The sequence below is a fragment of the Mesorhizobium sp. C395A genome (assembly GCF_030323205.1).
Classification (GTDB): Bacteria; Pseudomonadota; Alphaproteobacteria; order Rhizobiales; family Rhizobiaceae; genus Mesorhizobium.
Window position 1 is genome coordinate 4,446,157 of record NZ_CP100473.1, and the last position, 25,975, is coordinate 4,472,131.

Annotated in this window: 24 protein-coding genes; 7 read left to right on the top strand and 17 right to left on the bottom strand. The window is 64.5% G+C overall.

Annotation, left to right across the window (positions count from 1 at the left end):
- Positions 1-24: 24 nt before the first annotated feature.
- The 7 genes from NLY37_RS21725 to exbB form a co-directional block, all read right to left on the bottom strand.
- A complete protein-coding gene (locus tag NLY37_RS21725; RefSeq protein ID WP_023742169.1) occupies positions 25-945 on the bottom strand; it encodes an ABC transporter permease in 921 nt (306 codons plus the stop codon).
- Between the two features lie 13 nt (positions 946-958).
- Positions 959-1,861 (bottom strand): ABC transporter permease, encoded by a 903-nt coding sequence (locus NLY37_RS21730; protein ID WP_023742168.1) that lies wholly within the window; start codon positions 1,859-1,861, stop codon positions 959-961.
- Positions 1,839-2,453 carry an ANTAR domain-containing response regulator gene (locus NLY37_RS21735; RefSeq protein WP_023668589.1) on the bottom strand — a complete coding sequence of 205 codons (615 nt, stop codon included), beginning with the start codon at positions 2,451-2,453 and terminating at the stop codon, positions 1,839-1,841. The genes NLY37_RS21730 and NLY37_RS21735 overlap by 23 nt, the downstream gene beginning before the upstream one ends.
- A complete protein-coding gene (locus NLY37_RS21740; protein WP_023742167.1) occupies positions 2,450-3,544 on the bottom strand; it encodes a transporter substrate-binding protein in 1,095 nt (364 codons plus the stop codon). Before NLY37_RS21740 ends, NLY37_RS21735 begins: the two co-directional genes overlap by 4 nt.
- Before the next feature lie 171 nt (positions 3,545-3,715).
- The gene (locus NLY37_RS21745) at positions 3,716-4,672 is read right to left on the bottom strand and encodes an energy transducer TonB (protein ID WP_023742166.1); all 957 of its coding nucleotides are present in this window, start codon (positions 4,670-4,672) and stop codon (positions 3,716-3,718) included.
- Positions 4,669-5,127 carry a TonB system transport protein ExbD gene (gene exbD / locus NLY37_RS21750; RefSeq protein ID WP_023742165.1) on the bottom strand — a complete coding sequence of 153 codons (459 nt, stop codon included), beginning with the start codon at positions 5,125-5,127 and terminating at the stop codon, positions 4,669-4,671. The genes NLY37_RS21745 and exbD overlap by 4 nt, the downstream gene beginning before the upstream one ends.
- A gap of 6 nt (positions 5,128-5,133) precedes the next feature.
- Positions 5,134-6,111 (bottom strand): tonB-system energizer ExbB, encoded by a 978-nt coding sequence (exbB, locus tag NLY37_RS21755; RefSeq protein WP_286440188.1) that lies wholly within the window; start codon positions 6,109-6,111, stop codon positions 5,134-5,136.
- A gap of 343 nt (positions 6,112-6,454) precedes the next feature.
- On the opposite strand from exbB, the gene NLY37_RS21760 reads away from it, so the two are divergent.
- Positions 6,455-7,123 (top strand): cysteine hydrolase family protein, encoded by a 669-nt coding sequence (locus tag NLY37_RS21760; RefSeq protein WP_023742164.1) that lies wholly within the window; start codon positions 6,455-6,457, stop codon positions 7,121-7,123.
- 88 nt (positions 7,124-7,211) lie between these two features.
- Here the strand turns inward: NLY37_RS21760 and NLY37_RS21765 are convergent, their stop codons facing one another.
- Positions 7,212-8,168, bottom strand: a complete 957-nt coding sequence (locus tag NLY37_RS21765) for an LLM class flavin-dependent oxidoreductase (RefSeq protein WP_023742163.1) — start codon at positions 8,166-8,168, stop codon at positions 7,212-7,214.
- A gap of 158 nt (positions 8,169-8,326) precedes the next feature.
- Complete coding sequence (locus tag NLY37_RS21770; protein ID WP_023670454.1) at positions 8,327-8,482, bottom strand: hypothetical protein; 156 nt, start codon at positions 8,480-8,482, stop codon at positions 8,327-8,329.
- Positions 8,483-8,715: 233 nt separating this feature from the next.
- Between NLY37_RS21770 and NLY37_RS21775 the strand changes: the two genes are divergently transcribed.
- Positions 8,716-9,483 carry an SDR family NAD(P)-dependent oxidoreductase gene (locus tag NLY37_RS21775; protein WP_023686096.1) on the top strand — a complete coding sequence of 256 codons (768 nt, stop codon included), beginning with the start codon at positions 8,716-8,718 and terminating at the stop codon, positions 9,481-9,483.
- Between the two features lie 210 nt (positions 9,484-9,693).
- On the opposite strand, the gene NLY37_RS21780 is transcribed toward NLY37_RS21775, so the two are convergent.
- The 8 genes from NLY37_RS21780 to NLY37_RS21815 form a co-directional block, all read right to left on the bottom strand.
- Positions 9,694-10,638: an ABC transporter permease gene (locus NLY37_RS21780; protein WP_023687753.1), complete on the bottom strand. Its 945-nt coding sequence runs from the start codon at positions 10,636-10,638 to the stop codon at positions 9,694-9,696.
- Entirely contained in the window at positions 10,635-11,690 is a 1,056-nt protein-coding gene (locus NLY37_RS21785) for an ABC transporter permease (RefSeq protein ID WP_023683937.1), read from the bottom strand. The genes NLY37_RS21780 and NLY37_RS21785 overlap by 4 nt, the downstream gene beginning before the upstream one ends.
- Positions 11,691-11,971: 281 nt before the next feature.
- Complete coding sequence (locus tag NLY37_RS21790; RefSeq protein WP_023742161.1) at positions 11,972-13,483, bottom strand: ABC transporter ATP-binding protein; 1,512 nt, start codon at positions 13,481-13,483, stop codon at positions 11,972-11,974.
- A 172-nt stretch (positions 13,484-13,655) separates the two neighbouring features.
- Complete coding sequence (locus tag NLY37_RS21795; RefSeq protein WP_023742160.1) at positions 13,656-14,681, bottom strand: BMP family protein; 1,026 nt, start codon at positions 14,679-14,681, stop codon at positions 13,656-13,658.
- A 126-nt stretch (positions 14,682-14,807) separates the two neighbouring features.
- Positions 14,808-15,755 carry an ABC transporter permease gene (locus tag NLY37_RS21800; protein WP_023698400.1) on the bottom strand — a complete coding sequence of 316 codons (948 nt, stop codon included), beginning with the start codon at positions 15,753-15,755 and terminating at the stop codon, positions 14,808-14,810.
- A gap of 2 nt (positions 15,756-15,757) precedes the next feature.
- Positions 15,758-16,729: an ABC transporter permease gene (locus NLY37_RS21805; RefSeq protein WP_023670462.1), complete on the bottom strand. Its 972-nt coding sequence runs from the start codon at positions 16,727-16,729 to the stop codon at positions 15,758-15,760.
- Position 16,730: 1 nt separating this feature from the next.
- A complete protein-coding gene (locus tag NLY37_RS21810) occupies positions 16,731-18,248 on the bottom strand; it encodes a sugar ABC transporter ATP-binding protein (RefSeq protein ID WP_023732918.1) in 1,518 nt (505 codons plus the stop codon).
- A 48-nt stretch (positions 18,249-18,296) separates the two neighbouring features.
- Positions 18,297-19,310 carry an ABC transporter substrate-binding protein gene (locus NLY37_RS21815; RefSeq protein WP_023670464.1) on the bottom strand — a complete coding sequence of 338 codons (1,014 nt, stop codon included), beginning with the start codon at positions 19,308-19,310 and terminating at the stop codon, positions 18,297-18,299.
- A 204-nt stretch (positions 19,311-19,514) separates the two neighbouring features.
- Here NLY37_RS21815 and NLY37_RS21820 point away from each other — a divergent pair, with 204 nt between their 5' ends.
- From NLY37_RS21820 to NLY37_RS21840, 5 genes are all read left to right on the top strand, one after another.
- Positions 19,515-21,935, top strand: coding sequence for a glucan 1,4-alpha-glucosidase (locus NLY37_RS21820; RefSeq protein WP_031246267.1), 2,421 nt, complete (start codon positions 19,515-19,517; stop codon positions 21,933-21,935).
- Positions 21,936-21,976: 41 nt separating this feature from the next.
- Positions 21,977-22,990, top strand: coding sequence for a phosphogluconate dehydrogenase (NAD(+)-dependent, decarboxylating) (gene gnd / locus NLY37_RS21825; RefSeq protein ID WP_023742158.1), 1,014 nt, complete (start codon positions 21,977-21,979; stop codon positions 22,988-22,990).
- A 23-nt stretch (positions 22,991-23,013) separates the two neighbouring features.
- A complete protein-coding gene (gene zwf / locus NLY37_RS21830; RefSeq protein ID WP_023687745.1) occupies positions 23,014-24,387 on the top strand; it encodes a glucose-6-phosphate dehydrogenase in 1,374 nt (457 codons plus the stop codon).
- A gap of 119 nt (positions 24,388-24,506) precedes the next feature.
- Positions 24,507-25,211 carry an ROK family protein gene (locus NLY37_RS21835; protein ID WP_023704998.1) on the top strand — a complete coding sequence of 235 codons (705 nt, stop codon included), beginning with the start codon at positions 24,507-24,509 and terminating at the stop codon, positions 25,209-25,211.
- Positions 25,212-25,425: 214 nt separating this feature from the next.
- Positions 25,426-25,890 (top strand): Ros/MucR family transcriptional regulator, encoded by a 465-nt coding sequence (locus tag NLY37_RS21840; protein WP_023687743.1) that lies wholly within the window; start codon positions 25,426-25,428, stop codon positions 25,888-25,890.
- Positions 25,891-25,975: the final 85 nt, after the last annotated feature.

Consider the following 25,975-nt stretch of genomic DNA (forward strand, 5'->3'; position numbering starts at 1 on the left):
GTGTTCCCTTTCTCTGTTTCATTTTCATCTGAGCTTGATGCGGGGATCGATGAACGGCGCGATGATGTCGGCGAGCAGATTGCCAAGCACGATGGCGAAGGCCGACACCAGCGTGACGCCCATGATGATCGGAATGTCGACGCGCTGGATCGCCTGCCACGCCAACTGACCGATGCCGGGCCAGCCGAACACGCTTTCGACGACGACGATGCCGCCCATGAAGATGCCGATGTCGATGCCGATCATGGCGATGACCGGCAGGATGGCGTTGGGCAAGGCATGGCGGAATATGATGGCGCTGCGCGCCAGGCCCTTGGCCCGCGCCGTGCGGACATAATCCTGGCGCAGCACGTCGATCATCGACGAGCGCATCATGCGCGCATACCAGCCGGCGCCGAGTACGCCCATCGTCAGCGACGGCAGCACCAGATGGCGCCATGTGCCGTAGCCGCCGATCGGAAACCAGCTCAGCCGCACGGCAAAGACGTAGAGCAGCAATAAGCCGACGACGAATTGCGGCGCCGAGACGCCAACGAAGGAGGCCACCATCAGGGTCTGGTCGGTGGCGGTGCCGCGCTTGACGGCGGCGATCAGGCCCATGGAGAGCCCGATCAGCAGTTCGCACAGGATGGCGCCTACCATCAAAAGCAGGCTGGCCGGCAGCCGCGAGACGATGAGCTCGGTAACCTCCGAGCGCTGTATGTAGGAGCGGCCAAGATCGCCGCTGACGAGCTTCGTCAGGTAGTGCCAATACTGGACCACGAAAGGCTGGTCGAGGCCGAGTTGCTGGCGGATGTTTTCCACCGTCTGCGGCGTGGCACTGCGGCCGGCAATCTGCCGCACCGGGTCGGCCGGCAAGAGGTAGAGCAGCGCAAAAGTGATCAGCGAGACGCCAAGCAGGATGAGCAGCGACTGGATCAGCCGGCGGCCGAGATAGGCGATCATGACCGGCCCCCCATTATTCCCGGCCCCTTTGCGTCGGATCGAGGATGTCGCGCAATGCGTCGCCGATCAGGTTGAAGGCCAGCGCCAACGCCAGGATTGCGGCGCCGGGGAAGAACACCAGCCAGGGCGCGGCCTGGAAATAGGTCTGGTTCTCGAAAATGATGTTGCCCCACGACGCCGTCGGCGGCTGCACGCCGATGCCGAGAAAGGAAAGCGTCGCCTCCAGCAGCACCGTGGTGGAAATGCCGAGCGTGCCCCAGACGATGATGGTGGGCAGGAGATGCGGCAGGATGTGGCGAAACAGGATGCGCGGCGCGCCGGCGCCGATGCTGCGCTCGGCATCGATGAACTCGCGTTCGGCCAGCGACGATGTCTCGGTGTAGATGACACGCGCCGTCTGCACCCAGTTGACCAGCGCGATGACCATGGCGACGATCCAGAGACTCGGCTGAAACACTGCCGCCAGGCAGATGGCGAGCAGCAGCGCCGGGAACGCCATCATCAGATCGGTGAAGCGCATCAGCGCGCTGCCGATCCAGCCGCGGAAATAGCCTGCGGTGACGCCCACCAAAGTGCCGATCAAAAGCGCCACGCCATTGGCGACGATGCCGATGATGAGCGAGGTGCGGGCGCCGTAGAGGATGCGGGTCAAGAGGTCACGTCCGAGCAGGTCGGTGCCGAGCCAGTACTGGGCGCTGGGCGGCAGCGGCGAGCCCTCGATGGTCAGGCCGTCGAACATCTGCTCGTTGGGGTCATAGCCGGTCAGCCGGGGCGCCAGCACAGCGCCGGCAAGGACAATGGCGACGATGACCAGGCCGAGCAGCGCCAGGCGGCGTTTCACCAGCCGGCGCCAGACACCGGCGCGCGGCTTGACCGGCATGCGCACCGGTAGATCAGGCGCGATGGGACTGGTCATCGCCGCCTTCTTCCCCCGTTGCTTCCTCGCTTGTCATTGCCACGATGCGACGCGCGGCATCCTCGACGCTGATCTGCCAGCTCATCGCCAGCGATCGCAGTTGTGCATAGGCACGCTCGTCATCGCTGCCTTTCGACAGCGCCGTCACCGCGCGCACAATGGTCTGGCGCTCGGCGACGCGCTGGCGCAGCGACGCTATCTCGCCGGCTAAATGTTTTCGGGCCTCGAAACTCTGTCTCGCGATTAGCAATGCGCTGTACACACCGGCATTGCCGACCGGCTTCAGCAGCTGCGCATCGGCCTTGTGCGACAGCGCCCATTCGATACGCCCCGGCGCCTCGGAACCGATCAGCGCCACGAGCGGCATCGGCGCCTCGCCCGGCTTCCACGGGAATTGCTCGTCGAAACCGAGATCGGCATCGAAGAAGACGAAATCGGCCGCGAGAGCTTCCGGCGGCAATTCCGGCCAGCAGTCGATCGTAGCCAGGCCGATGGCCGACAATTGCCTGGTGATGGCCTGCACCGTCGGATGCGGGCGATGCAGGATGAAAGCCCGCGCGCCGCCGAGATTGGGGATGCGCGTCCGGGTCATGACACCACTCTCAGACGCGGACGGCCGAATGTCTTGGCGGGGTCGTAGCGCGACAGATATGGATCCGGCGCGACCTCATCCTCCTGGCTGACGACCTCGAAGAAGCCATCGGCGATCCGGCCGATGATCACCGGCAGCGTCGCGTGCTGGGAATGTGCGTCGATGGCGATCGGCCCGAGCCGGGTCGAGAAGCGCCGCTCGGCGAAGGCTTTGGAAAATTCCGCCGGACCGGCATCGGCATCGCGCGATAGCACGTCGGCCATCACCTGCACCGAGGCATAGGCGGAGGCCTCGAAGGACGAAGCGAAGGCAGCCGGCCGGGGCGCGAAATAGGGCCCGACCGACAGATGCCCTTTCCCTGTCTCGCCGATCGCCGGCAACTCGCCTTCGGTGAGGTTGCAGGAGATGACGGGGCAGTTTTCCGGCCTGAATGCCGCATCCTTATCGCCCAACTCGCGGTAAGCCGCCAGGAAGGCATACGACGAGGTGCCGATCAGATTGTTGAGGATGAAGCTCGGCCTCGTCGCCCGGATTTCCGCGATGAGCCGCGACACGTCAGTCTCGCCGATGCGCAGATAGCGCTCGCCCAGCACTTTGCCGCCGGCATCCGCGATCAGGTCGCGCGCCACGCGGTTCATCTCCCAGCCCCAAATGTAGTTCGAGCCGAGCAGGAAGCCGTTGGCGCCGAAACGCGGCACGACATGCGCCATCAGCGGAACCAGATGCTGGTTGGGGCAGGCGTGCATGTAAACGACATGCTCGTTGGCCTCGAACCCTTCATAGGGGCAGGCATACCAGAGCATGCCGCCGGCCTTCTCCAGCACCGGGATGGTTTCCTTGCGGCTCCACGAGGTGACGCAACCGACGACATGGCGCGCGCTGCTGGTCCTGAAAATGTCCTCGCACAAAGTCGCGTAGCGATCGGCATTACTTTGCGGATCGCGCTCGACCGGAACCAGTTCGATGCCATAGCTCCGATCGGCATTGATGTCGGCGATGGCGCGCATGGCGCCCATCCGGCACGCATCGGAGACCAGCTGGTAGCTGCCCGAACGGGAATACAGGATGCCGATCTCGATACGCCGTTTCAAACCGATCCTCAGAAATGACAATGCCCCGCAGCCAGCGCCGGAGGGCGAGGCATACGAGGCATATTTGCCGCCCGGCGACCAAGGCCGGTATTTTGCGCTAGCGTATTCGGTCCGGCGGGTCAGTCAAGCGGGAAAGTACGTGGTCATGGGATCGGCCTTGTCCGGCTGCTTCTAGTTCCGCAGCGTGAACATCAAAGGCGCCACGACAGCCGTACCGGCCTTCTCAGGCGGTGGCGCGGGCACCGTCGCACCCTGCAGAATGCCGAGCGCGGCGCGATCGAGATCGGCGTCCCCCGAAGATCGTGTCAGCCGGACGGAGGTCACCTTGCCCGAAGCGCTGACGACGAAGGTCACATTTGCGGTACCCACGGCGCGCCGCGACCTTGCCGCGCTCGGGTAGCGCTTGTGCCGATTGATCCATCCGATCAGCTGGGAGTTCCATTTGCTTGCACTGACTGATGATCCTCTCGATTGCGAAGCCTTCGGCGCCGACGCCTTCGCCGCTGCCTTTTGATCGACACTGGCGGTCACGACCGCTTTCGCCGGCGCGGCCTTTTCCTTCTTCTCTTTCGGTTTCGGCTTGGGTTTTTCGGCAGCCTTCTTCGGCTTCTCGATCGGCTTGGCCTCCACCGGCTTGGTCTCCGCCGGCTTGGTCTGGGGCAGCGGAATGACCACATCCGGCGCTATGGTGGGGACGATGTCGGGCACCACCTCATCCAGCGGCGGCGCTTGATCGGGCTGCTCGGCCGCTGCCGTCTCGATCGGAGCGGCGGGTTGAACCGCTTCCGTCTTCTCGGTGACCGGCTCCGGCTGACCGGGCTCGGGCTCTACGACGGGCTTCAGTTCGGCACCCGCCTCCTCGATCTGGTTCGGCGGCTCGGGCGTCACCACGTCGGCCGCTGAGTCCACCCGCACCGCCGGCGCCACCATCATCGGCGACAGCTCGATAGCCACAGCCGGCGGCGGGCCGCCATCGGCCATGTTGGCTAGGCTGAAGCTCTGCACGGCATAGGCGATCGCGACATGCGCGCCGACAATGACAATGGCCGCAGCCGCCCACAAACCGATCTCGCGCGCGCCGGCGCCCGGCGGGTCGGCGGTGGGAACGGCCGCGGCCAGTTGCGTCATGGGGCGGCGCCCGGGTGCGGCGGGGATGCGTCCGCTGGCACCCTCTCCAGCCCGACCAGCGCGATCTTCAGATAACCGGCGCCGCGCAGCAGGTTCATCACCTCCATCAACTCGCCATAGCCGACCGCCTTGTCGGCACGCAGGAAGATGCGGGTCTGCTTATCGCCCTTGGTTCTGCCGTCGAGCACGGAGGCAAAAGCCTGGCGCGGCACGCTGTCATTGCCGATCGCCAGCGTCAGATCGTCCTTCAGCGTCAGGAACAGCGGCGTTTCCGGCCGCGGCGCCGGTGTCGCGGTCGAACCCGGCAGATCGACATTGACGTCGACTGTCGCCAACGGGGCAGCGACCATGAAGATGATCAGCAGCACCAGGATGACGTCGATGAACGGCGTCACGTTGATCTCGTGGCTTTCCTCGAGATCGCCGTCGATAGTCTCGCGAATACTAGCCGCCATGGCCCATCACTCCGCCGCCAGCGCGGGCGCCTGCGGCACCGTGCGGAAATCGAGATCGCGGCTGACCAGCCGTTCGACCCCGGCCGAGGCATCGGCAAGAATCTGCCGGTAGCCCGCTATCGACCTTGCAAAGAGGTTGTAGATGACCACTGCGGGAATAGCCGCGACCAGGCCCATCGCCGTGGCGAGCAGCGCCTCGGCGATGCCGGGCGCGACGACCGCGAGGTTGGTGGTCTGCGCCTGCGAGATGCCGATGAAGGCGTTCATGATGCCCCAGACGGTGCCGAACAAGCCCACGAAGGGCGCCGTCGAGCCGATCGTCGCCAGCACGCCGGTGCCGCGCGACATGCGCCGCGCCGCCGCCGCCTCGATGCGCGACAGGCGCGACGTCACGCGTTCCTTCAGCCCGTCGCCGGTAACATGGCCGAGCGCACCGGCCGAAAGGGCAGTCTCTTCCTCGGCCGCCCGCACCAAAAGCGCACCGGGGCCGCCACTGTCGCCAAGCGCGCGCCCGGCCTGGCGCAGCGTGGCGGCATTGCCGATGGCGCGCGCAGCGCGCCGGGCGCCGAGCTTGCCGAAGAGAATCTCCAGCGATTTGGCCAGCCACACCGTCCAGGTGACCAGCGAGGCGAAGGCCAACCCGATCATCACCGCCTTGACGATGATGTCGGCGGCCATGAACATGCCCCAGGGCGACAGATCGTGCGGCAGCGTCAGCGATATTGCCGAAGGCTCGGCCTGCGCGGATGCACCGGGCTGGGTTGCCGGCTGTGGCGCGGTCGGCGCCGCCTGCCCGGCAGTTGGCGGAGCCGGCGGGACAGGCGCAGCCGGTGCGGGCTGTTCGACTACATTTGGCGCCGACTGGGGATCTGCAGCGGGCACCGTCGTCACCCTGGGCTGCGTGTTTGGCCGCTCTTGCGCAGCAGCGCTGCCGGCCGACAGCATGACCGCGGCCAGCGCCGCCAACAAACCATTTCTGGACACGCTTCGTCCTCGCTTCGTCATTGCAAACCGATCGGCTGGCCGGTGACGGGATGCGGGAACACCCCGATCTCGACCCCGAAAACTCCAGCCACGGATTCTGGCTTCTCTCAAACGCGGCACAGCCGCTGGAAAACAATTCAGGCGGCCGAGTGCCCCTGCTTGACTATAAAACATGAGTTTAGTAGTCAACAAACAAGATGGCTTTTTTGGCCAACGATTGTGGGCGCGATGTCTCAACGGCACATCGTCCTGGGATCGGTCTACCTGGTGTCGTCGCACTGAGGGATGGACGGCCGCAGGGTTGCTGGGCCACGATACCGGGCAGCAATTGAGGCAGGCTGCGATGATCAAGGCGATACCGTTCGATTTCCCCTATGACGGCCGGCTGGTGCCGGCAAACACCGCGCTGCTGGTCATCGACCTGCAGGAGGATTTCCTCTCGCCGACCGGCTATTTCGCCAGGAAGGGTTATGACCCCGCGCCGCTGCGCGCCATCCTGCCGACAGTCAACCGACTGATATCAGCGGCACGCGCGGTCGGCCTCACCATCATTCACACCAGGCAGGGATATCGCGGCGACATAGCCGACATGACGCCGTACGAGAGATGGCGCCGCAAGCGGGCGGGTCTCGAAGGCACCGACGTGCTGCTGCGCTCCGGCCCCGGCTTTCAGATCGTCGCCGACATCGACGTCGCGCCGCACGACATCATCGTCGACAAGACCTGCAACAGCGCCTTCACCTACACCGACCTGGAACTTGTGCTGCGCGCACGCGGCATCACCCATCTGATCTTTTCCGGCTGCACGACCGATGTCTGCGTGCACACGACGCTGCGCGAGGCCTGCGACCTCAATTTCCAGTGCCTGACCATCGCCGACGCCTGCGCCAGCGGCGACCAATACGCGCATGACGCGGCGCTGCATATGGTGACGGTGGAGGACGGGGTGTTTGGTGCGCTGACGGAATCTGGCGCGGTGCTGGAGGCGCTGGCAGTGCTGAGTGGTGATTAGACGCTGGCGGGACAGCACCCCTCTGCCCGGCAGGGCAGAGGGGGGTGTGAAGGAACGCTACGAAATAGCGTTCATTCCACCCGCAAATTCACCCTGCGTGAATATCCGACCCGCCCCGCGAGGCAAACGCGCCGGGCTGCGGCACCTCCGCCTCCCGGCGTGCCAGCGAGTTGCGCAAGAGCGCGATCGTCTCGCGGCCGACGCTGGCGATCTCGCGCGGCCGGTCGACACCGACGATCATGAACTCGCTGATGCCCAGCGCCGCATAGGGCAGCAGCGACAGGGCGATCTGCGCCGGTGGTCCGGAAAGTTCGACCGCCTTGTGGCCGACGGTAGAGGCGCCACCCTCCGAGCGGACCCGGACCGGAAGCGCAAAACGCAGCTTGCCGGCGCGGCCATGCTCGGCGGCGGCGCTGCGCGCCCGTTCCATCAGCTGGCGGATCTCGTCGAGCGAACCAGCCGTGAGTTCAAACACGTCGGCATGGCGGCCGGCGACCTTGAGCGCGGTGCCGGACTGGCCACCCATGCGGATGATCACGTCGACGCCATGCGGCCCCTTGCGCGGCACAAAGCCACCCTTGATGCTGTAGAATGCACCTTCATGGTCGAAGGGCCGGTCGTTCGACCACAGCCGCTTCAGCAGCACCAGATATTCGTCGATGCGCTGCCAGACCACGGTGTGGCCAACCGGACGCATCTCGGCATCGTCGTCATCCAGCGGCTCGCTCAGCATCCTCAGCGCCAGCCGGCCGCCGCTCCTGGCGTCGAGCGCCGCCAGTTGCCGCGCCGCAACGGCTGGCGCGATCACGCCGGCCCAGTGCGTCAGCACCACTTCCAGCGACGAGGTGCGGTCCAGCGCCTGGGCGGCGATGTCCATATTGGTCAACAGCCCGGCCGGGTCGTCGACGACGATGTTCTGGAAGCCGGAATCCTCGATCAGCGACAGCTTGGTCGCCGTCTCGACGAAATCATAGAAGAACGGTACGGCCGAACCGGCATCGGCGGCGTGCGTTTTACCGGGAACATGCGTGAACTCGATCGGCATTGCCATCTCCTCCATCACGTTGGATGTATGTCGCCCCCGGTTTTGAGACGACGACATGCGTAAAAACAAGCATCAGCGCCAAAGCGCGTCCGCGTTCGGTTCATCAACTCCGGTCACTCACTGAAAGCGCTAGGTCGCCACCCTTTCGGCCTGATCGGTCAGGGAATCAAGCCGAGCACGACTGCCCCGGTGAACACGAACGCAAGGGCAAAGACGAGATAGGCGAAAGCGCCGGCATAGGCCGGGCGGAAAGCCTGGCTATTGGCCAGCCTCTGGCTGGTGCGGTCCGTCTCGGCGTTCTGGATATAGGACATATCGACCTCCGTCTTGCGGATTAATCTATAAAATCAGTAGACTTTGTCGATTGCTATTTTTTGGCGATATGTAGAACGATTTTCTCAGTATTCCTTATTATTTGGCTTGGGATTGCTGGGGGACCCCTGTTGGCGACAAGCGAGCGACAAGCTTGGCCGACGTCTGCATAGGCGATAGCATCGCCATTCCGGCGTAAATGCGGATTATTTCGATCGGGAACGGGGAACAGAACATGGGTACAAGACTAGCCGGCAAGATTGCAATCATCTCGGGCGGCGCGACCGGAATGGGCGGAGCGGCCTCGGAATTGTTCGCCGCCGAAGGCGCCAAGGTCGCGATCATTGACCGCAATGGCGAGGCGGCGGCAGCCACTGCGGCGGCGATACGCGCGCGGGGACATATCGCCGAACACTGGGTGGCCGACGTCTCGGACGAGGCGCAGGTCGAGGCCGCAGTGAAGGCGGCGACTGCCAGGCTCGGCCCGGCCACGGTGTTGTTCAACCATGCCGGCACCATCGTGATAAAGCCGTTCCTGGAGACGACAGTGCAGGAATGGGACTGGCTGCATGCGGTCAATGTCCGCTCGATGTTCCTGATGACGCGCGCCGTGTTGCCGGGCATGATCGCTGCCGGTGGCGGTTCGATCGTCTGCACCTCGTCGATCTCGGCTGTGGCGGCCACACCCATGGAGGTGCTCTACGACACCACCAAGGGCGCCTGCCACATGTTCGCGCGCGCCATCGCAGTCGAATTCCGCGACCGCAACATACGCTGCAACGCCGTCTGTCCCGGCTTCATCCGCACGCCGCACGGCCTGCGCGAGGTCGCCGATCTCGGCAAGCTCGGCGTCGACGTGTCGGACGCCGCATTGGCCGCACAGCAGGGCCGCATCGGTGAGCCGGAGGAAGTGGCCAAGGCAGCGCTGTACCTCGCCAGCGATGAGTCCAGCTTCGTCAATGGCACGCATCTGTTTGTCGATAATGGTTTTACGGCGATGTGAGTATCCCAGGCTTGGCGCCCTTCCTCTCCCCCGTCGATCGGGGGAGAGGTGTCGAGCGCAGCTCGACGGAGTGGGGGTCGACCCTTGGCGCAAGGAAGATTCATGCGCACCCGTTGGCAACAGTGGCGAGGTGGTTCCCCGCTCCGTCGCTGCTTCGCAGCGCCACCTCTTCCCCCGGAGGGAGAGGAAGGGCGCCAAGTCCTACTCGCCTTACCGCTCTTCTCGTCGAAACGGCTTCAGCAGCGCCGACGGCGCAACCGCGTTGCGTGACATCACGGCCATCGCGACGATGGTGAAAATAAAGGGCAGCATCAAGAACGCCTCGTAGGGAATATGCCCGAGGCCGCTCGCCTGCATGCGCAATTGTAGCGCATCGACGAAGGCGAACAGCAGCGCCGCGCCCGCAGAGCGCCACGGGTCCCAGCGGCCGAACACGACCAGCGCGATCGCCACCCAGCCACGGCCCGACACCACACCAAAGGTGAAGGCGTTGAACTGTGCCATGGTGAGGAAGGCGCCCGCAAGCCCCATCAGCGCACCGCCGAGGATGACCGCCTGGAAGCGCGTGGCGATGACGCTGACCCCAGCGGAATCAGCGGCGCGCGGGTTCTCGCCGACCATCCGCACCGACAGCCCCCAAGGCGTGCGGTAGAGCACGAAAGCAGCGAGCGGGATGGCAATGATTGCCAAGTAGACCAGCGCAAACTGGTTGAAAACCGCTGACCCCAGAACCGGAATATCCGACAGCAGCGGGATCGGCACCGTCTGAAAACCCTTGATGCTGGGCGGCACCGATTGCTGGCCGAAGGTCAGACGGTAGAGGAAATAGGCAAGGCCCGACGAGAACAAAGTAACGCCGATGCCGCAGACATGCTGGCTGAGGCCGAGCGCCACGGTGAACAGCGCATGCAGCGCGCTCATCGCCATGCCGGTCAACACCGCGGCCAGCACGCCGAGCCACAGGCTGCCGCTGAGGCTGGCGGCGGTGAAGCCGGTCATCGCGCAGAGCAGCATGATGCCTTCGATACCGAGATTGAGCACGCCGGCCCGCTCGGAGAACATCTCGCCCAGCGTGGCAAATGCCAGCGGCGTGGCGATGCGGATAATGGCGGCGAGGAAGCCGACCTGAAAGATCTGTTCGAACACCGCGCTCATAAGGCGGCACCGACGCGGCGGATGCGATAGGCCGTGAACAGCAGCGCCACCAGCATGGCGAGCAGCGCCGTGCCCTGGATAACATCGCTGAGGAACGCCGGCACGCCGGTGGCGCGCGACATCGCTTCGGCGCCGGTCATCACGGCGGCCAGGAAGATCGCCGCCGGTACGACGCCGAGCGGATTGAGCCTGGCCAGCATGGCAACGACGATGCCGGAATAGCCATAGCCCGGCGAAATGTCGCTCATCACCTGGAAATGCACGCCGCCGACCTCGCCTACGCCGGCAAGCCCGGCCAGCGCGCCCGACAGCAGCGCCGTCGAAATCAGCACCCGCTCGACGTGGATGCCGCCATAGCGGGCGGCTTCCGGGCTTTCGCCGGTGACCCTGATCCGGAAGCCGAGCGTGGTCCGCACGATCAGGAACCAGATCAACGGTGCTGCGATCAACGCGGCGATGACACCCAGATGCAGCCTTGTGCCTTCGAGCAGCACCGGGAAATTCGCCGAATCCTCGATCGGCGGCGAGATCGGATAGCCGCTGAACGAGTCCTTCCACGGCCCCTCGATCAGCGCCATCAGCGCATAGTAGATGACCGAGTTGAGCAGCAGCGAGCTGACGACGTCATCCACCTTGAATTTGACCCTGAGCGTCGCGGGCACCAGCGCTACCGCGGCACCGGCAGCAGCGCCCGCCAGCGCCATCGACAGGATCGCCAGCGCGCCCGGCATTGGGATGGCGCCGACGAAGCAGCTGGCCACGGCGCCGGCCAGCAATTGGCCCTCGGCGCCGATGTTCCAGAATTTGGCCCGGAAGGCGACGGCCACAGCCAGCCCGGTGAAGATCATCGGGGCGGCGCGCACCAGCGTTTCGGTGATGGCATAGCTGTCGCCGAACGAGGCCGACAGCATCACGCCATAGGCCTCAAGCACGCCGGCGCCGGCCAGCGCGATGAGGCCGCTGCACAGGACCAGCGCTGCGCCGATGGCCAGCAGCGGCAAAGCGAGATTGAACCAGGCGGGGGTGGAACTGCGGGCTTCGAGGCGGAACATCAGCTATGCCCCTCCGCCGCCCAGACGGTCGCGCCGCCCTTCATCCGCCTGCCGGCACCTTCTCCCCGTATAGACACGGGGAGAAGGGATCTGGGCCCTATGCAACTCCCCTCTTGCAGCTGTGGTGATTGGCGAAACCATGGGTGAGAGCCCCTCTCCCCGTCTCTATACGGGGAGAGGATGCCGGCAGGCAGGTGAGGGGCAGCGCTGACGCTTAAAGTCAGCCAAAAGCGGGCAGTATTATTTGAGGTTTCTGCGAGGAACCGAGTGAGAAAGTCCATCTAGGCTCTGCCCTCCGCCCCGGTCATCAGCAGCCCAAGCCGCGCGATGGTCGCATCGGCGCTGTCCAGCGTGCCGGCGATGCGGCCCTCATACATCACCGCGATGCGGTCGCAGAGCACCAGCAGCTCTTCGAGATCCTCGCCGATGACGATGATCCCGCAGCCCTTGGCACGCATGTCGAGGAATTTTTCGTGGATGAAGCGGGCGGCACCGATGTCGAGGCCGCGCGTCGGCTGCGAGACGATCAGCACCTTCGGGTCGAAAGCCAGTTCGCGCGCCAGCAGCGCCTTCTGCAGATTGCCGCCCGACAGCGCGCCGGCGCGGGTCATCGGCCCGGGGCACCTGATGTCATAGGTCTTGATCTGTTCTTCGGCGAAGGCGCGGATCGCATCTGGCTTGAGCAGGCCCCGGCTGCTGAAAGCCGCAGTACCAATGCGCGGCAACACCATGGAATCGGCGAGCGGCAGATTGGTGACCAGCCCGGTCGTCATACGGTCTTCCGGGATGCGGCCAAGGCCGAGCGCCTGCACCTCGCGCGGCGAGAACCGCGTAACAGGTTTGCCGGCTATCGTCATCGCGCCGGCGTCGGGCGCGCGCGTGCCGGAAATCACCTCGGCCAGCGCCCGCTGGCCATTGCCGGAAACCCCGGCAATGCCGAGGATTTCGCCCGCGCGAACGGCAAGCGATACATCGCGCAGCGGCGTCCCCGAATGCCGTGAGGTGGAAATACCGTCGAGCGTCAGCACCGCCGCGCCTGGGGTCGAAGGTCCTCTTGCCGGCGGCACGATCTCATGGCCGCACATCAGCTGCGCCATTTCTGCCGATGTCGTGTTCGCCGGATCGTCGACACGGCCGGCGACGCGGCCGTGCCGCAATACGGTGCAGCGATGGGTGAGCGCCCGCACCTCGTTCAATTTATGCGAGATGAAGATGATGCCGAGCCCCTGCGCCGCCATCGAGCGCAGCGCCGAAAACAGCCGGTCGACCTCGCTCGGCGCCAACACCGCCGTCGGCTCGTCGAGGATTAACAGCTTGGCGCCGCGAAACAGCGCCTTGACGATTTCGAGCCGCTGCTGCTCGTCGACCGACAGCGCGGAGACAGGCAGGTTGGGGTCCAGCGTCAGCCCATGCTGACGGCTGATGTCGGACAACCGGGCAAGTCCGCCGGCGCGGTCGATGCGGCCGGATTTGCCGGGAATGCCAATCAGAAGGTTTTCCAGGACCGTCAGCCTTGGCGCCAAATGAAAATGCTGGTGCACCATGCCGATGCCGGCGGCCAGCGCATCGGCCGAACTGGTGATCCGCACGGTCTTGCCCTGGATAAGAATTTCGCCGGCATCCGGCGCATAGGCGCCGAACAGCACATTCATCAGCGTCGTCTTGCCGGCGCCGTTTTCGCCCAGCAGGCCGAGGATCTCACCTGGGGCGACGCTTAGATCGACAGCCTCATTCGCCTTGACGGCGCCGAAGCTCTTGGTGATGGCGCGCATTTCGATGAGAGGGGCGGACAAAGGTGCTCCTGCGGAGATACCCCTCCCCTCGAGGGGAGGGTGCCGAGCGAAGCGAGGCGGGTGGGGTCACCTCAACTGCCTCAACCTATGACTTAGCAGGATGGAGCACTTCGCGGAGGACCCCACCCGGCCCTGCGGGCCACCCTCCCCTCAAGGGGAGGGGTACGCCGAGCTAATCCGAAACCGGCGTGTTCTCGTCGACATCCACCCGGAAATTGCCTTCCAGGATCTCGGCCTTCTTCTTCTCGACCAGATCCTTCACATCCGCCGGCAGCGTCTTGTCGAATTTATGGTAGGGCGCCAGGAACGACCCGCCCTTGGCCATGCGCGAGAAATCGCCATAGTCCTGCGCGGTGAAGACACCGGCCTTGACCAGCTTGATCGCCTGCTCGACCGTCGGATACATGTCCCAGACCGGCCCGGTTATGACCGTGTCGGGGCCGAGGCTCGACTGGTCGGACATGTTGGAGATGGCGAGGATCTTCTTGTCCACCGCTGCCTCGATGACGCCGAAGCGCTCGGCATAGATGACATCGACGCCGGCATCGATCTGGGCGACGGCCGCTTCCTTGGCCTTGGGCGGATCGAAGAACGAGCCGATGAAGGCGACCTTCTTCTTGATGTTGGGATTGACCTCCTTGGCGCCGGCAAAGAAGGCGTTGACCAGCCGGTTCACTTCCGGAATGCCCATCGCCGCCACCGCGCCGATCGTGCCCGACTTCGACATCTTGCCGGCGATCATGCCGGAGAGATAGGCCGGCTCGTGGATCCAGTTGTCGAAGACGCCGAAATTGGGTTCGGCCGGCCCGGCGCCGGAGCCAAACAGGAAAGCGGTCTTCGGGAACTGCTTTGCCGTGCGGCGCGATTCACGCTCGGCGGCGAAGGCGTCGCCCAGCACCAGCTGATACCCGCCTTGCGCATATTCGCGCATGACGCGGCTGAAATCGGCGGTCTGCACCTTTTCCGACCATTTGTATTCGATGCCGAGTTCCTTCTCGGCCTTCTGCAGGGCGACGTGGATCTGGTTGTCCCACGGCTCCTCGATCGGCGTGGCGAAGATCGCCGCCACCTTCAGCTTCTTGTCCTTGGCGAAGGCTGCACCCGGCAGCATGGCTGCGGCCAGGCCAAGTGCGCCGAGTTCCAGCACGTCGCGCCGCGACAGGCCGGTCGATTGCGATTTGTTTTTCCGGTTTTCCATCTAGTGCCCCTCTGTTTGACAGCCGTGTCGAGCCGGCTGTTCCGAAATCAGACGCGGAACTATGGAACGGGTGCGGACTTTTGTCCACATGGTCAAATTTGGCGGTGTCGCTGGCAGGAGCCGGCGCTAGCGTACCGCCTTCTCGCCACCGGCTACGGTGATGACGCCGACGATGATCAGCCCGGTCAGCAACAGCCGAACGCCGGCACTGACGCCGAACGTGTTGAGCATGGTCAGAAGCAGCACCAGGAACAGCGCCGCGCCCCAGACACCGGGAACATTGGCCTTGCCGCCGGCGACCGAGGTGCCGCCGATGACGACGACGGCGATCGAGGCCAGCAGGTACTCGTTGCCGATATCGACATTTGCGCCGCGGAAATAGCCGGCGAGCAGCGCCCCGTCCATGCCGCCGAGCGCGCCCGACAGCGTGTAAGTGAGGAAGCGGGTGCGGCCGACATTGACGCCGGCAAGCCACGCGGCGCGGATGTTCTGGCCGATCGCCAGCACCGAGCGGCCATAGATCATGCGCTGCAAGGCGATGGCCGCACCGATGGTGAACAATACGGTAAGGATCGCCAGCACTGGAATGCCCAGGATTTGCCAGTTGGCAAAATCGGCAAAGCCGGGCGGCGGCTTGATCTGCAGGCCACGCCCATAGCTGATGTCGATCGACTGGATGATGAAACTGGCCGACAGAGTGGCGATGATCGGCGGGATCCTCAGCGCCCAGATCAGGAGATAGTTGACGGCACCGATGGCAGCGCCGCAGGCGAGCGCGGCGAGCAGCCCGACCACGATCATGGAATCGCTGCCGCCCATGACCTTCATGGCGACGGCGCTGGCGAGCCCGATATTGGCCGGCAGCGACAGGTCGACATTGCCTGGCCCGAGCGTGATGACGAACATTTGGCCGACGCCGACGATGACGGTGAACACGGCAAGCGAAAGTGCCGCCGTGATCATGCCGCCGCCGCCATAGCCGCCGGTGAAAGCGATGGTCGCCAGCCAGACGAACATCGCGCCGATAAACGACCAGATCCAGGGTTTGGCGACAAGCGATTTAACCAATGTCATCGCTACCTCTCCCTGCGGCTGATCAGGACGCGGGCTGCCAGCACGATGATCAGGATGGCGCCGTTGGCGGCGACCTGCCAATCCGGCGGAATGTGCATGAAGGTGAGCAGAGGCGATGCCGCCAGCGCCAGTGTCAGCGCGCCGAGCACGGTGCCGATCGGCGACACCCGGCCGCCGACGAACTCGCCGCCGCCGAGAATGACGCCGGCGATCGCCAGCAGCGTGTAGCCATTGCCGATATTAGCGTCGGCCGAGGTGGTGATGCCGATCAGCGCCATGCCGGACAGAACGCCGAATAGGCCGGTCAGCGCAAACAGCACGATCTTGGTTCGAAGCAGCGACCAGCCAGCGCGCCTGAGCGCCGCCGGATTGCCGCCGGATCCCCGCAGGATGACGCCATAGGAGGTGCGCATCAGCCCAAAATGCACCACCGCTGCGATCGCCAGCGCGGCGATGATAGGGAACGGAATGAAGGGCGGCTTGAAGGCCATCAGCGACAAGAGCCAGTCCGGCGCCTTGCCACCGGGCTTGGGCAGCACCAGAATGGCAAGCCCCTGCCAGACGAAGCTCATGCCCAGCGTCACCACGATCGACGGCAGATTGCGCAGATGGATCAGTGCGCCGAGCAGCGCATAAACGCCTATGGAGCCGAGCAGGATGATCACGCCGAGCAGCGGCGCGTCCTTCAGCCAGGTCGCGGTGACGCAGCCGACAAAGCCGACAAAGGTGCCGATCGACAGATCGAGCTCATTGCCGGCGATGACGAACATCTGGGCGATCGTCGCCAGCGCGATCGGAATAGCGAGGTTCAACATCAGGCTGAAGCCGAAATAGCTGATGGCGCGTGGGTTGAGCCAGGCGATGGCGATAACCACCAGCGCCAGCGACAGCGCCGGCAACAGGCTGCGCAGCAGGCGCGCGCGGGCCGCGCTGCTGCGCGGCGAGGACGTAGGGCCGAGAGCGACTGCCGTCATCTCAGGCCGCGTCGCCGAATGAGGACTGGATGATCTTTTCCTCGGTCAGCTCGTCGCGCGTGAGATTGGCGACGATGCGGCCGTTCTTGAAGACATGGATGTGGTCGCAATTGTCGAGCTCTTCGGTCTCGGTGGTGTACCAGAGGAAGGTCCGGCCCTTGGCCGCCTCCTCGCGCACGAGATCGTAGACCTCAAGCTTGGTGCCGATGTCCACGCCGCGCATCGGATCGTCCATCAGCACGATCTGCGCATCGGAACCCAGTGCGCGGGCAAACAGCGCCTTCTGCTGGTTGCCGCCGGACAGCGAGAAGATGTTGTTGGTCATGTCAGGCGTGCGGATGCCGATCTTCTGCTTCCAAAACTCAGCAAGCTCGGCCTCGCGCTGCGGCGAGATCAGCAACCCTTTGCGCAGCCGCGCCAGCGAGCGGATGCCGATGTTTTCGGCAATAGACCATTGCGGGAAAATGCCGTCCGATTGGCGGTCTCCGGCCACCAGCGCCACCGGGGCGGTCACCTCGATATCAAGCCTTCTACGCGTCGCGGCGGCAAAGATCGCCAGCAACAGGTCGGTCTGGCCATGGCCGGCAAGCCCGGCAAGCCCGATGATCTCGCCGGCGCGAGCGACAAGCTCCTTGCCGTCCTGCTGCCGCTCGGGCCGCGCCCGCACCCTGAGCGGGCCCGCCGCCGGCCTGGCGGCGATCTCCGCCGCGATCTTCTCGCGCGCTTCCGCGCCGCCCATGGTGGCCACCAGCCGGTCGCGGTCGAACGCTTTTGCAACGTCCGTGGCGACCACCTTGCCGTCGCGCATGACCACGATGCGGTCGGCATTCTGCAGCACCTCGCCCAGCACATGCGAGATCAGGATGCAGCTGCCCCCGGTGGCTACGAAACGGCGCACGAAGGCAAGCAGCTGGCCCGCAGTATGCGCGTCCAGCGAAGAGGTCGGCTCGTCGAGAATGACCAAGTCGAGCGGATCGCGCGTCACCGTGAAGGCGCGCGCCACCTCGACCATCTGCCGCCGGCCGATGGAGAGATCGCCGGCAATGTCGTCTGCCGAGATGCCGTGATCCGGAAAGATTTCGTCCAGCTTGGCGGCAATGAGAGCAGCCGCCTTGCGTCGCCAGCCGAAGCCGGTGAGCGCCGGATGGTTGATGCGCGTATTCTCCGCGATACTGAGGTTAGGGCAGAGCGACAGTTCCTGGAACACGCAGCGTATGCCGAGTTTCAGCGCGCGCGCCACCGAGTAGTCGGTTTCGGCATTGCCACGCACCGCGATCTCACCTCCATCGGGCTGCAGCGTACCGGCCACCATATGCATCAGCGTCGATTTGCCGGCTCCGTTATGGCCGACCAGCCCGACGCATTCGCCTGATACAACATGGAAGTCGACGCCGTTAAGCGCCCGAACGGCGCCGAAATGTTTTTCGGCGCCGTTCAGCCTGATGATGTCCAAATGGGCGGCGCCGAAATGTTTTTCGGCGCCGCCCAGTCTGATGATGTCCGTATTGGCCTCAGGCATGCTCAACGATATCCGGTCGGTCATGCCGCTGGCAATGAATGCAATGCATCACTTGATATTGGCTTTGATCGCCGCGATTGCGTCTTCCTGGCTGTATTCGTGGGTGGCGACGCCGCCCTCCTTGATTTTCGGCAGCTCGGTCTCGAAATTGTCCTGGGTAAAGGCGAGATACGGCACCAAAAGGTCATGCGGAATGTCGGTGCGGCCGTCGAGCACCTGCTGCGCCACCCAGAAGGCCAGCGACGACACGCCGGGCGCGATCGAGGCCGACCAGGTCTGGTAGCCATCCTTGTCCTTCTGCTCCTTCCACCATTTCAGCTCGTCCTGGCGGTTGCCCATGATGATGGTCGGACGCGGCTTGCCTGCGGCGGCAAAGGCTTGTGCCGCGCCATAACCGTCACCGCCCTGGTCGACGATGCCGACGATGTCGGGCAACGAAGGCAGGATCGTCGCGACCGCCTTCTGCGCCGTCGTCTGGTCCCAGTCGCCGGTCACCGAACCGACGATCTTGAACTCGGGATGGGCGGCGACGCCTTCCAAGATACCGGCATGGATGGCATCGTCGATCGAGGTGCCGGCAAGGCCGCGGATTTCCAGCAAATTGCCGCCCTTGGGCTGGAACTTGGCCATCTGCTCGACTTCCTGCTTGCCCATGTCCTTGAAGTCGACGACGACGCGGTAGGCGCAAGGTTCGGTGACGGTCCCGTCGAAGGAGACGACGACGATGCCGGCATCGCAGGCCTGCTTGATGGCGCCGTTCAGCGCATCCGGCGATGCGGCATTGATGACGATGGCGTCATAACCCTGCAGGATCAGGTTCTGCACCTGGGCAGCCTGGGTCGGCACTTCCTTGTCGGCGGTGGTGAAGATGTCGGCGGCGCCGACGATCTTATCCTCCACCGCCTTCTTGGTGACGATGCCGTAGCTGTCGAGCATCGCCTGGCGCCACGAATTGCCGGCGTAATTGTTGGAGAAGGCGATCTTCTTGCCGCTGGTGTCGGCAAGCGCCGTGCCCGAGGCGAGCATCGCCGCCAGAGCGCTCAGGACGAGCAGTGTCTTCATGTCATAATCCTCCCATAGATTGTCGGCCCCGCCGACTGTTGCAGATGGTTTTGGCGTTGTCTGCCTGTTTTTTATCTATTGTCAGACAAATTCAGATACGCCCGCTTGTCAACTGCGATCGATCACGCTTGGACGATCAACTTCAGGTGCGGCGGTTGAAAAGCCTTCGCGTGCTGGTCTAGGGAAGGGTCCAGGAGACCATGCATGGCAGCGATGCCGCCGACCCTTCCCCCCAGTGCACCCAAAAGAATGGGCGCCCCCGGAATTCCGGCGCGCTGGACGTCAAGCGCCAAGAGCGGCGTAGGTGCCGCGCTTTCGCCGGCGAGCCGCGTCTGGTTCACGCTCAGCCATGGCATCGTAAACGAGGTCTATTATCCCGGCCTCGACAGCGCCTGCACGCGCGACATGGGACTGCTGGTCACCGGTCCCGGCGGCTGGTTCTCCGAGGAGAAGCGTGACGCCACGCATGCCATCGAGCCGTTCGAGGACGGCGTGCCCGCCTACCGGCTGATCAACGCGACGGCGCGTTACCAGATCGAAAAGCGCATCCTGGCGGATCCGGCGCGCCCGGCCTTGCTGCAGGAAACCAGCTTCACGGCACTCGAGGGCGTGGCCACGGACTACCGCGTCTACGCCCTGCTGGCGCCGCATCTGGTCAGTGCCGGCATGGGCAACACCGCCTGGACCGACGAGCACAAGGGGAGGCCGATGCTGTTCGCGTCCGGGCGCGGCACCTGCCTGGCGCTTGCATCCTCGCTGCCCTGGGGTGATTGCTCGGCCGGCTATGCAGGCTTTTCCGACGGCTGGCAGCAACTCAGCCGCGCCGGCCGGCTCGATCCGGCCTGCCAAAGGGCGGAGGACGGCAATGTCGCGCTGACCGGCGAGATCGGCTTTTCCTTACGCAACAGCAAAGCCTTGCTTGCGCTTGGGTTTGGGGCAACGCCGGATGAAGCGGCCGAAAACGCCGCCGCCAGCCTGAAACGCGGTTTTGAGCCGGCGGCAAAGGCCTATGTCGCGAAATGGCGGAAATGGCAGGCAGGCCTGACGGCGCTCGACCACCATGATGCATCCGGCCTCAACACCTACCGCGTCAGCACAGCGGTGCTGGCGACACACCTGTCGCTGGCGAGGCCCGGTGCGGCCGTCGCCAGCCTGTCGATCCCCTGGGGGTTCAGCAAGGGCGACGACGACCTTGGCGGCTATCATCTGGTCTGGCCGCGCGACCTTGTGGAAACCGCGGGCGGCTTCCTCGCCGCCGGCGATCCGGCGCAGGCGCTTGAGATCCTCGCCTATCTCTGTTCCATCCAGCAGCCGGACGGCCACTGGCCACAAAATATGTGGCTCGACGGCTCGCTCTATTGGCCGGGCATCCAGATGGACGAATGCGCCTTCCCGCTGCTGCTTGCCGATGCGCTGCACCGCGCCGGCCACCTGCCGCGCGCCAAGCTCGCCGCCTTCATGCCGATGATCGAGAAGGCCGCGTCCTATGTCGTGCGCAATGGTCCCGTCACCGGGCAGGACCGCTGGGAAGAGGATGCCGGCTACAGCCCATTCACGCTCGCCGTCGAAATATCGGCACTGCTTGGCGCCGCCGATCTGTTCGACGTTGACGGCAAACCGGAACCGGCTAACTATTTGCGCGAGGTCGCGGATTGCTGGAACGACCAGATCGAGCGCTGGACCTATGTCAACGGCACACCGCAGTGCCACGAGGCTGGCGTCGACGGCTACTACATCCGCATCGCGCCGGCCGACGGTTCAGGCGCCGCATCGCCGAAGGACGGCTTCGTACCGATCAAGAACCGTCCGCCGGGCGATACCGACAAGCCGGCCGAAGCGATTGTCAGCCCGGACGCGCTGGCGCTGGTCCGCTTCGGCCTCAGGGCCGCGGACGATCCGCGCATCGTCGGCACGGTCAAGATCATCGACGCGCAACTGCGCTGCGACCTGCCGCAAGGGCCTCTATGGTACCGCTACACCAGCGACGGTTATGGCGAACACGCCGACGGCGCCCCCTTCGACGGCAACGGCCAGGGCCGACCCTGGCCGTTGCTGGCCGGCGAACGCGCCCACTACGAGCTGGCCGCCGGTAACAAGGACAAGGCGGCAAGCCTGCTCAGGACATTCGAGGCTTCGGCTGGTGTGGGCGGTCTGCTGCCGGAACAGGTCTGGGACGGCGCCGACATACCGGAGCGCGAATTGTGGCTGGGCAGGCCGTCGGGCAGCGCCATGCCGCTGGTCTGGGCGCATTCGGAACACATCAAGCTGTTGCGCTCGCTCCGCGACGGCGCCGTCTTCGACATGCCGCCGCAAGGCGTCAAGCGCTATGTCAGGGACAAGACCGGCTCGCCGCTGAGGATATGGCGCTTCAACAACAGGCTGCGCACCATGGAAGCCGGCAAGACGCTGCGGGTTGAACTGCTGCAGCCGGCACTGATCCGCTGGAGCGGCGACCAGTGGCAGACCAGCCATGAAATCAATACGTCCGTGAATGTCTTTGGCGTCCATATGGCGGATCTGCCGGTGACCGATATTCCGCGAGGTAATACGATCGTCTTCACTTTTTTCTGGCCCGACGGCGACCGTTGGGAGAATGTCGACTTCACCGTCGGCATTGAGAACTAACTCGCCAGCAATTTCTTTCCTCAAGCGACTAGGACAAGACCATGCAGATCGGAATGATGGGACTGGGCAGGATGGGCGCCAACATGGTGCGCCGCCTGATGCGCGACGGCCATGAATGCGTCGTCTACGACATCAACCCGGCAAGCGTTGCCGCCCTGGTTGCCGATGGCGCCATCGGCGCCGCATCGACGGAGGAGTTCGTCGGCAAGCTTTCCAAGCCGCGCAGCGCCTGGCTGATGCTGCCGGCGGCGATCACCGGCAAGATCGCCGACCAGGTGGCAGCATTGATGGAGCCCGGCGACATCATTATCGACGGCGGCAATTCCTATTATCACGACGCTGTCGACCAGGCGGCCGAGCTTGCGGCCAAGGGCCTGCACTATGTCGATGTCGGCACCAGCGGCGGCGTCTGGGGCTTGGAGCGCGGCTATTGCCTGATGATCGGCGGCCCCGATACGGCGGTTAAACACCTCGATCCGATCTTCGCCACGCTGGCGCCCGGCGCCGATGCCGGCGCCACGCCCGACAAGGCGGGGGGAACCGCACCCTTTGGCTACCTGCATTGCGGACCGAGCGGCGCCGGTCATTTCGTCAAGATGATCCACAACGGCATCGAATATGGCGTCATGGCCGCCTACGCCGAAGGCATGAACATCCTGAAATCGGCCAATGCCGGCAAAAGACAGCGCACTGCCGACGCCGAGACCAGCCCTTTGGAAAACCCGCAATACTATCAGTTCGACATCGACCTGCCGCAGGTGGCCGAGGTCTGGCGCCATGGCAGTGTGATCGGCTCCTGGCTGCTCGACCTCACCGCCGGCGCTCTGAAGAGCGACCCGGCATTGGCCCAGTTCGGCGGCCGCGTCTCCGATTCCGGTGAAGGCCGCTGGACGCTGAAGGCGGCGATCGACACCGGCGTGCCGGCGCCGGTTCTGTCCTCGGCTTTGTTCGACCGCTTCTCCTCGCAGGGCGAATCCGAATTCGCCGACAAGCTGCTGTCGGCCATGCGCTATGCCTTTGGCGGCCATGTCGAAAAGCCGAAGGCCGGCAAGTGAAGGCCGCAGGGGAGACGCGCAAGATGAGCCCGGAACGGTCCGACACGCTGGTGCTCTTCGGAGCAACCGGCGACCTTGCCCACAAGAAGATATTTCCGGCCCTCTACCAGATGGTAGCCAAGGGGACGCTGACCGAGCCGGTGATCGGCGTCGCCTTCGATGCCTGGGACATCAACCAATTGCAGGCGAGGGCCCGCGACGGCATCGTCAACGCTCTCGGCAAGATCGACGAAAAGATCTTCGCCAAATTCGCCAGTCTGCTGCGCTATGTCAGCGGCGACTACCGCGACGGCGCGACCTTCGAGAAGCTGAAGACGGCGCTCGGCTCGGCGCAGCGGCCTCTGCACTATATGGCGGTGCCGCCGACCATGTTCGAGACCGTCGTCCAGGGGCTGGAGCAATCCGGTACCGCGCATGGCGCGCGGCTGATGGTGGAAAAGCCGTTCGGCCACGATCTCCAATCGGCGCGCTGGCTGAACCGCGTGCTGCATCTGGTGTTCGAAGAGCAGTCGATCTTCCGCATCGACCACTATCTCGGCAAGGAGGCGATCCAGAACCTGCTCTATTTCCGCTTTGCCAATTCCTTTCTCGAGCCGATCTGGAACCGCAACTTCGTCGAAAGCGTACAGATCACCATGGCCGAGGACTTCGGCGTCGAAGGCCGTGGCAAATTCTATGACGATGTCGGCGCTATCCGCGATGTGATCGAGAACCATCTGCTCAACATCCTTTTGCTGCTCGCCATGGAACCGCCGGTCGGCCGCTCGGCCGACGATCTGATCGACGAGAAGGTGCAGGTGCTGCGCGCCATCCGCACGCTGACCAAGGACGACGTCGTGCGCGGCCAGTTCACAGGCTATCTCGCTGAACCCGGCGTGAAGCCGAACTCGCCGGTCGAAACCTTTGCCGCCGTGCGCTTCATGGTCGACACCTGGCGCTGGCAGGACGTGCCCTTCTTCATCCGCACCGGCAAGAACATGCCGGTGCATGTGACCGAAGTGATCGTGCGGCTGAAGCGGCCGCCGCTGGACGTCTTCGATCCGATCAAGCCCAGCGACGCCAATTACGTGCGCTTCCGCATCGACCCGCAGGTGGCGATCTCGATCGGCGCGCAACGCAAGGCACCCGGCGACGACATGGTCGGCGAGCAGGTCGAGCTCACCGCGCTCGACGATTCGAAGGGCGACATGCCGCCCTATGAGCGGCTGATCGGCGATGCCATGAACGGCAATGGCCAATTGTTCACCCGCCAGGATGCCAGCGAGCTTGCCTGGCGCATTGTCGGCCCGGTGCTCGGCGACACCACGCCGCCGCATATGTATGAGCCGAAGACCTGGGGGCCTGCCGACGCCATGGCCAGCTTCGGGCCGCCCAACGGCTGGATCAATCCGAGTTGAGCAATTCCAGGAAAAGTGCGAGCGGTCTTTCCGTCCGAAATTGGGTAAAAACAAAGAGTTGGAGCATTCCCCCGTTTCCCTGAAACGCGGGAATGCGCCAAGTGAGCGGAGGAAACGACATGGCCAAGGCAGCCAGGCCCGCGAAGGCCAAGGCCGAACCGATCGTGCTGACGATCGATGTCGGCGGCTCGCATGTGAAAATCCTCACCAGCGCAGGCGGCGAGATGCGCCGCGCCGATTCCGGACCGGACCTGACGCCGCAGCAGATGGTCGCCACGGTGAAGACGCTGGCCGAAGGGCTGGCCTATGACCTGATCTCGATGGGCTATCCCGGCCCGGTCAGGCACAACAGGCCTTCGCTCGATCCCGCCAATCTCGGCAAGGGCTGGGACGGCTACGATTTTGCTGCCGCCTTCGGCAAGCCGGTCAAGGTCGTCAACGACGCGCTGCTGCAGGCGATCGGCAGCTACGATGGCGGGCGCATGCTGTTCCTCGGCCTCGGCACCGGCCTGGGCGCGGCGATGATCCTCAACAATGTCGGCCAGCCAATGGAACTGGCGCATCTGCCGTACCGCAAGGGCGGCAGTTTCGAAGATTATGTCGGCGAGCGCGGCCTGGAGAAATACGGCAAGAAAAAATGGCGCAAATACGTTTTCGACGTCGTCGAGCGGCTGCGTGCGGCGCTGCAGCCGGATTATGTCGTCATCGGCGGCGGCAATGTCGACAGACTGGATGAATTGCCCGCCACATCCAGGCGCGGCGACAATACGCGCGCTTTCGAGGGCGGTTTTCGACTATGGCGCGACAAGGCGCTGATCGTCTGATAGTATTAAAATTCAGTATAGTTATTCAAAATGACGTGTGGCGCGATACGAAGTCATTGCGTTACGCAGATTTGGCGATTAGATCGGTGGCACCGGATGGAATCATCTGGCGCAACCGCACATATGCGGCAAGACAAATGACTAGAGCGGATTTCCGGCTCCGCTGGGACCACTCTGGGAGTTTCCGCCACCCCCCTAGCGACGGAGAGATAAATTGGCCGACGACAGCAACGACTCTGACAAGGACATCGACCTGCTCGAGCTTACCGCCCATATCGTGTCCGCTTACGTCGAGAAGAACCGCTTGCCCGTTGCCGGCCTGAGCGATCTCATCGCCAGCGTTGCGGCGTCGATCGGAGGGCTCAGCCAGCCGCCGGCCCCAGTGGCGGCGCCGCAGATCCCGGCCGTCAATCCCAAGCGGTCGGTGACGCCGGATTACATCATCTGCCTCGAGGACGGCAAAAAATTCAAATCGCTGAAGCGCCATCTCGGCGTCCATTTCAACCTGACGCCGGAAGCCTATCGTACCAAATGGGGCCTGCCGGCCGACTATCCGATGGTTGCCCCCAACTACGCGGCGTCGCGCTCCGAGCTGGCCAAGTCGATCGGCCTCGGCCGCAAGGCTGCAGTGGCCGCGCCGGCGAAAGCCAAGGGTCGGAAGGCCAAAGTTCCGGCCTGAGTGGGATCAGCGCCTCGGCCCTGAGCCAATCGTTTGGACGACTGGAACAGAAGCCTGCCGGCGAATGAGCCTTGGCAGGCTTCGT

What these genes read in the sequence shown, in the direction of transcription:
- NLY37_RS21725 (WP_023742169.1), bottom strand. Translation starts at nt 945, where the DNA reads ATGATCGCCTATCTCGGCCGCCGGCTGATCCAGTCGCTGCTCATCCTG.
- NLY37_RS21775 (WP_023686096.1), top strand. Translation starts at nt 8,716, where the DNA reads ATGGGTACAAGACTAGCCGGCAAGATTGCAATCATCTCGGGCGGCGCG.
- NLY37_RS21765 (WP_023742163.1), bottom strand. Translation starts at nt 8,168, where the DNA reads ATGCCGATCGAGTTCACGCATGTTCCCGGTAAAACGCACGCCGCCGAT.
- NLY37_RS21795 (WP_023742160.1), bottom strand. Translation starts at nt 14,681, where the DNA reads ATGGAAAACCGGAAAAACAAATCGCAATCGACCGGCCTGTCGCGGCGC.
- NLY37_RS21820 (WP_031246267.1), top strand. Translation starts at nt 19,515, where the DNA reads ATGGCAGCGATGCCGCCGACCCTTCCCCCCAGTGCACCCAAAAGAATG.
- NLY37_RS21835 (WP_023704998.1), top strand. Translation starts at nt 24,507, where the DNA reads ATGGCCAAGGCAGCCAGGCCCGCGAAGGCCAAGGCCGAACCGATCGTG.
- gnd (WP_023742158.1), top strand. Translation starts at nt 21,977, where the DNA reads ATGCAGATCGGAATGATGGGACTGGGCAGGATGGGCGCCAACATGGTG.
- NLY37_RS21805 (WP_023670462.1), bottom strand. Translation starts at nt 16,729, where the DNA reads ATGACGGCAGTCGCTCTCGGCCCTACGTCCTCGCCGCGCAGCAGCGCG.
- NLY37_RS21745 (WP_023742166.1), bottom strand. Translation starts at nt 4,672, where the DNA reads ATGACGCAACTGGCCGCGGCCGTTCCCACCGCCGACCCGCCGGGCGCC.
- NLY37_RS21760 (WP_023742164.1), top strand. Translation starts at nt 6,455, where the DNA reads ATGATCAAGGCGATACCGTTCGATTTCCCCTATGACGGCCGGCTGGTG.
- NLY37_RS21730 (WP_023742168.1), bottom strand. Translation starts at nt 1,861, where the DNA reads ATGACCAGTCCCATCGCGCCTGATCTACCGGTGCGCATGCCGGTCAAG.
- NLY37_RS21785 (WP_023683937.1), bottom strand. Translation starts at nt 11,690, where the DNA reads ATGTTCCGCCTCGAAGCCCGCAGTTCCACCCCCGCCTGGTTCAATCTC.
- exbD (WP_023742165.1), bottom strand. Translation starts at nt 5,127, where the DNA reads ATGGCGGCTAGTATTCGCGAGACTATCGACGGCGATCTCGAGGAAAGC.
- zwf (WP_023687745.1), top strand. Translation starts at nt 23,014, where the DNA reads ATGAGCCCGGAACGGTCCGACACGCTGGTGCTCTTCGGAGCAACCGGC.
- NLY37_RS21800 (WP_023698400.1), bottom strand. Translation starts at nt 15,755, where the DNA reads ATGACATTGGTTAAATCGCTTGTCGCCAAACCCTGGATCTGGTCGTTT.
- NLY37_RS21810 (WP_023732918.1), bottom strand. Translation starts at nt 18,248, where the DNA reads ATGCCTGAGGCCAATACGGACATCATCAGACTGGGCGGCGCCGAAAAA.
- NLY37_RS21735 (WP_023668589.1), bottom strand. Translation starts at nt 2,453, where the DNA reads ATGACCCGGACGCGCATCCCCAATCTCGGCGGCGCGCGGGCTTTCATC.
- NLY37_RS21770 (WP_023670454.1), bottom strand. Translation starts at nt 8,482, where the DNA reads ATGTCCTATATCCAGAACGCCGAGACGGACCGCACCAGCCAGAGGCTG.
- NLY37_RS21815 (WP_023670464.1), bottom strand. Translation starts at nt 19,310, where the DNA reads ATGAAGACACTGCTCGTCCTGAGCGCTCTGGCGGCGATGCTCGCCTCG.
- NLY37_RS21780 (WP_023687753.1), bottom strand. Translation starts at nt 10,638, where the DNA reads ATGAGCGCGGTGTTCGAACAGATCTTTCAGGTCGGCTTCCTCGCCGCC.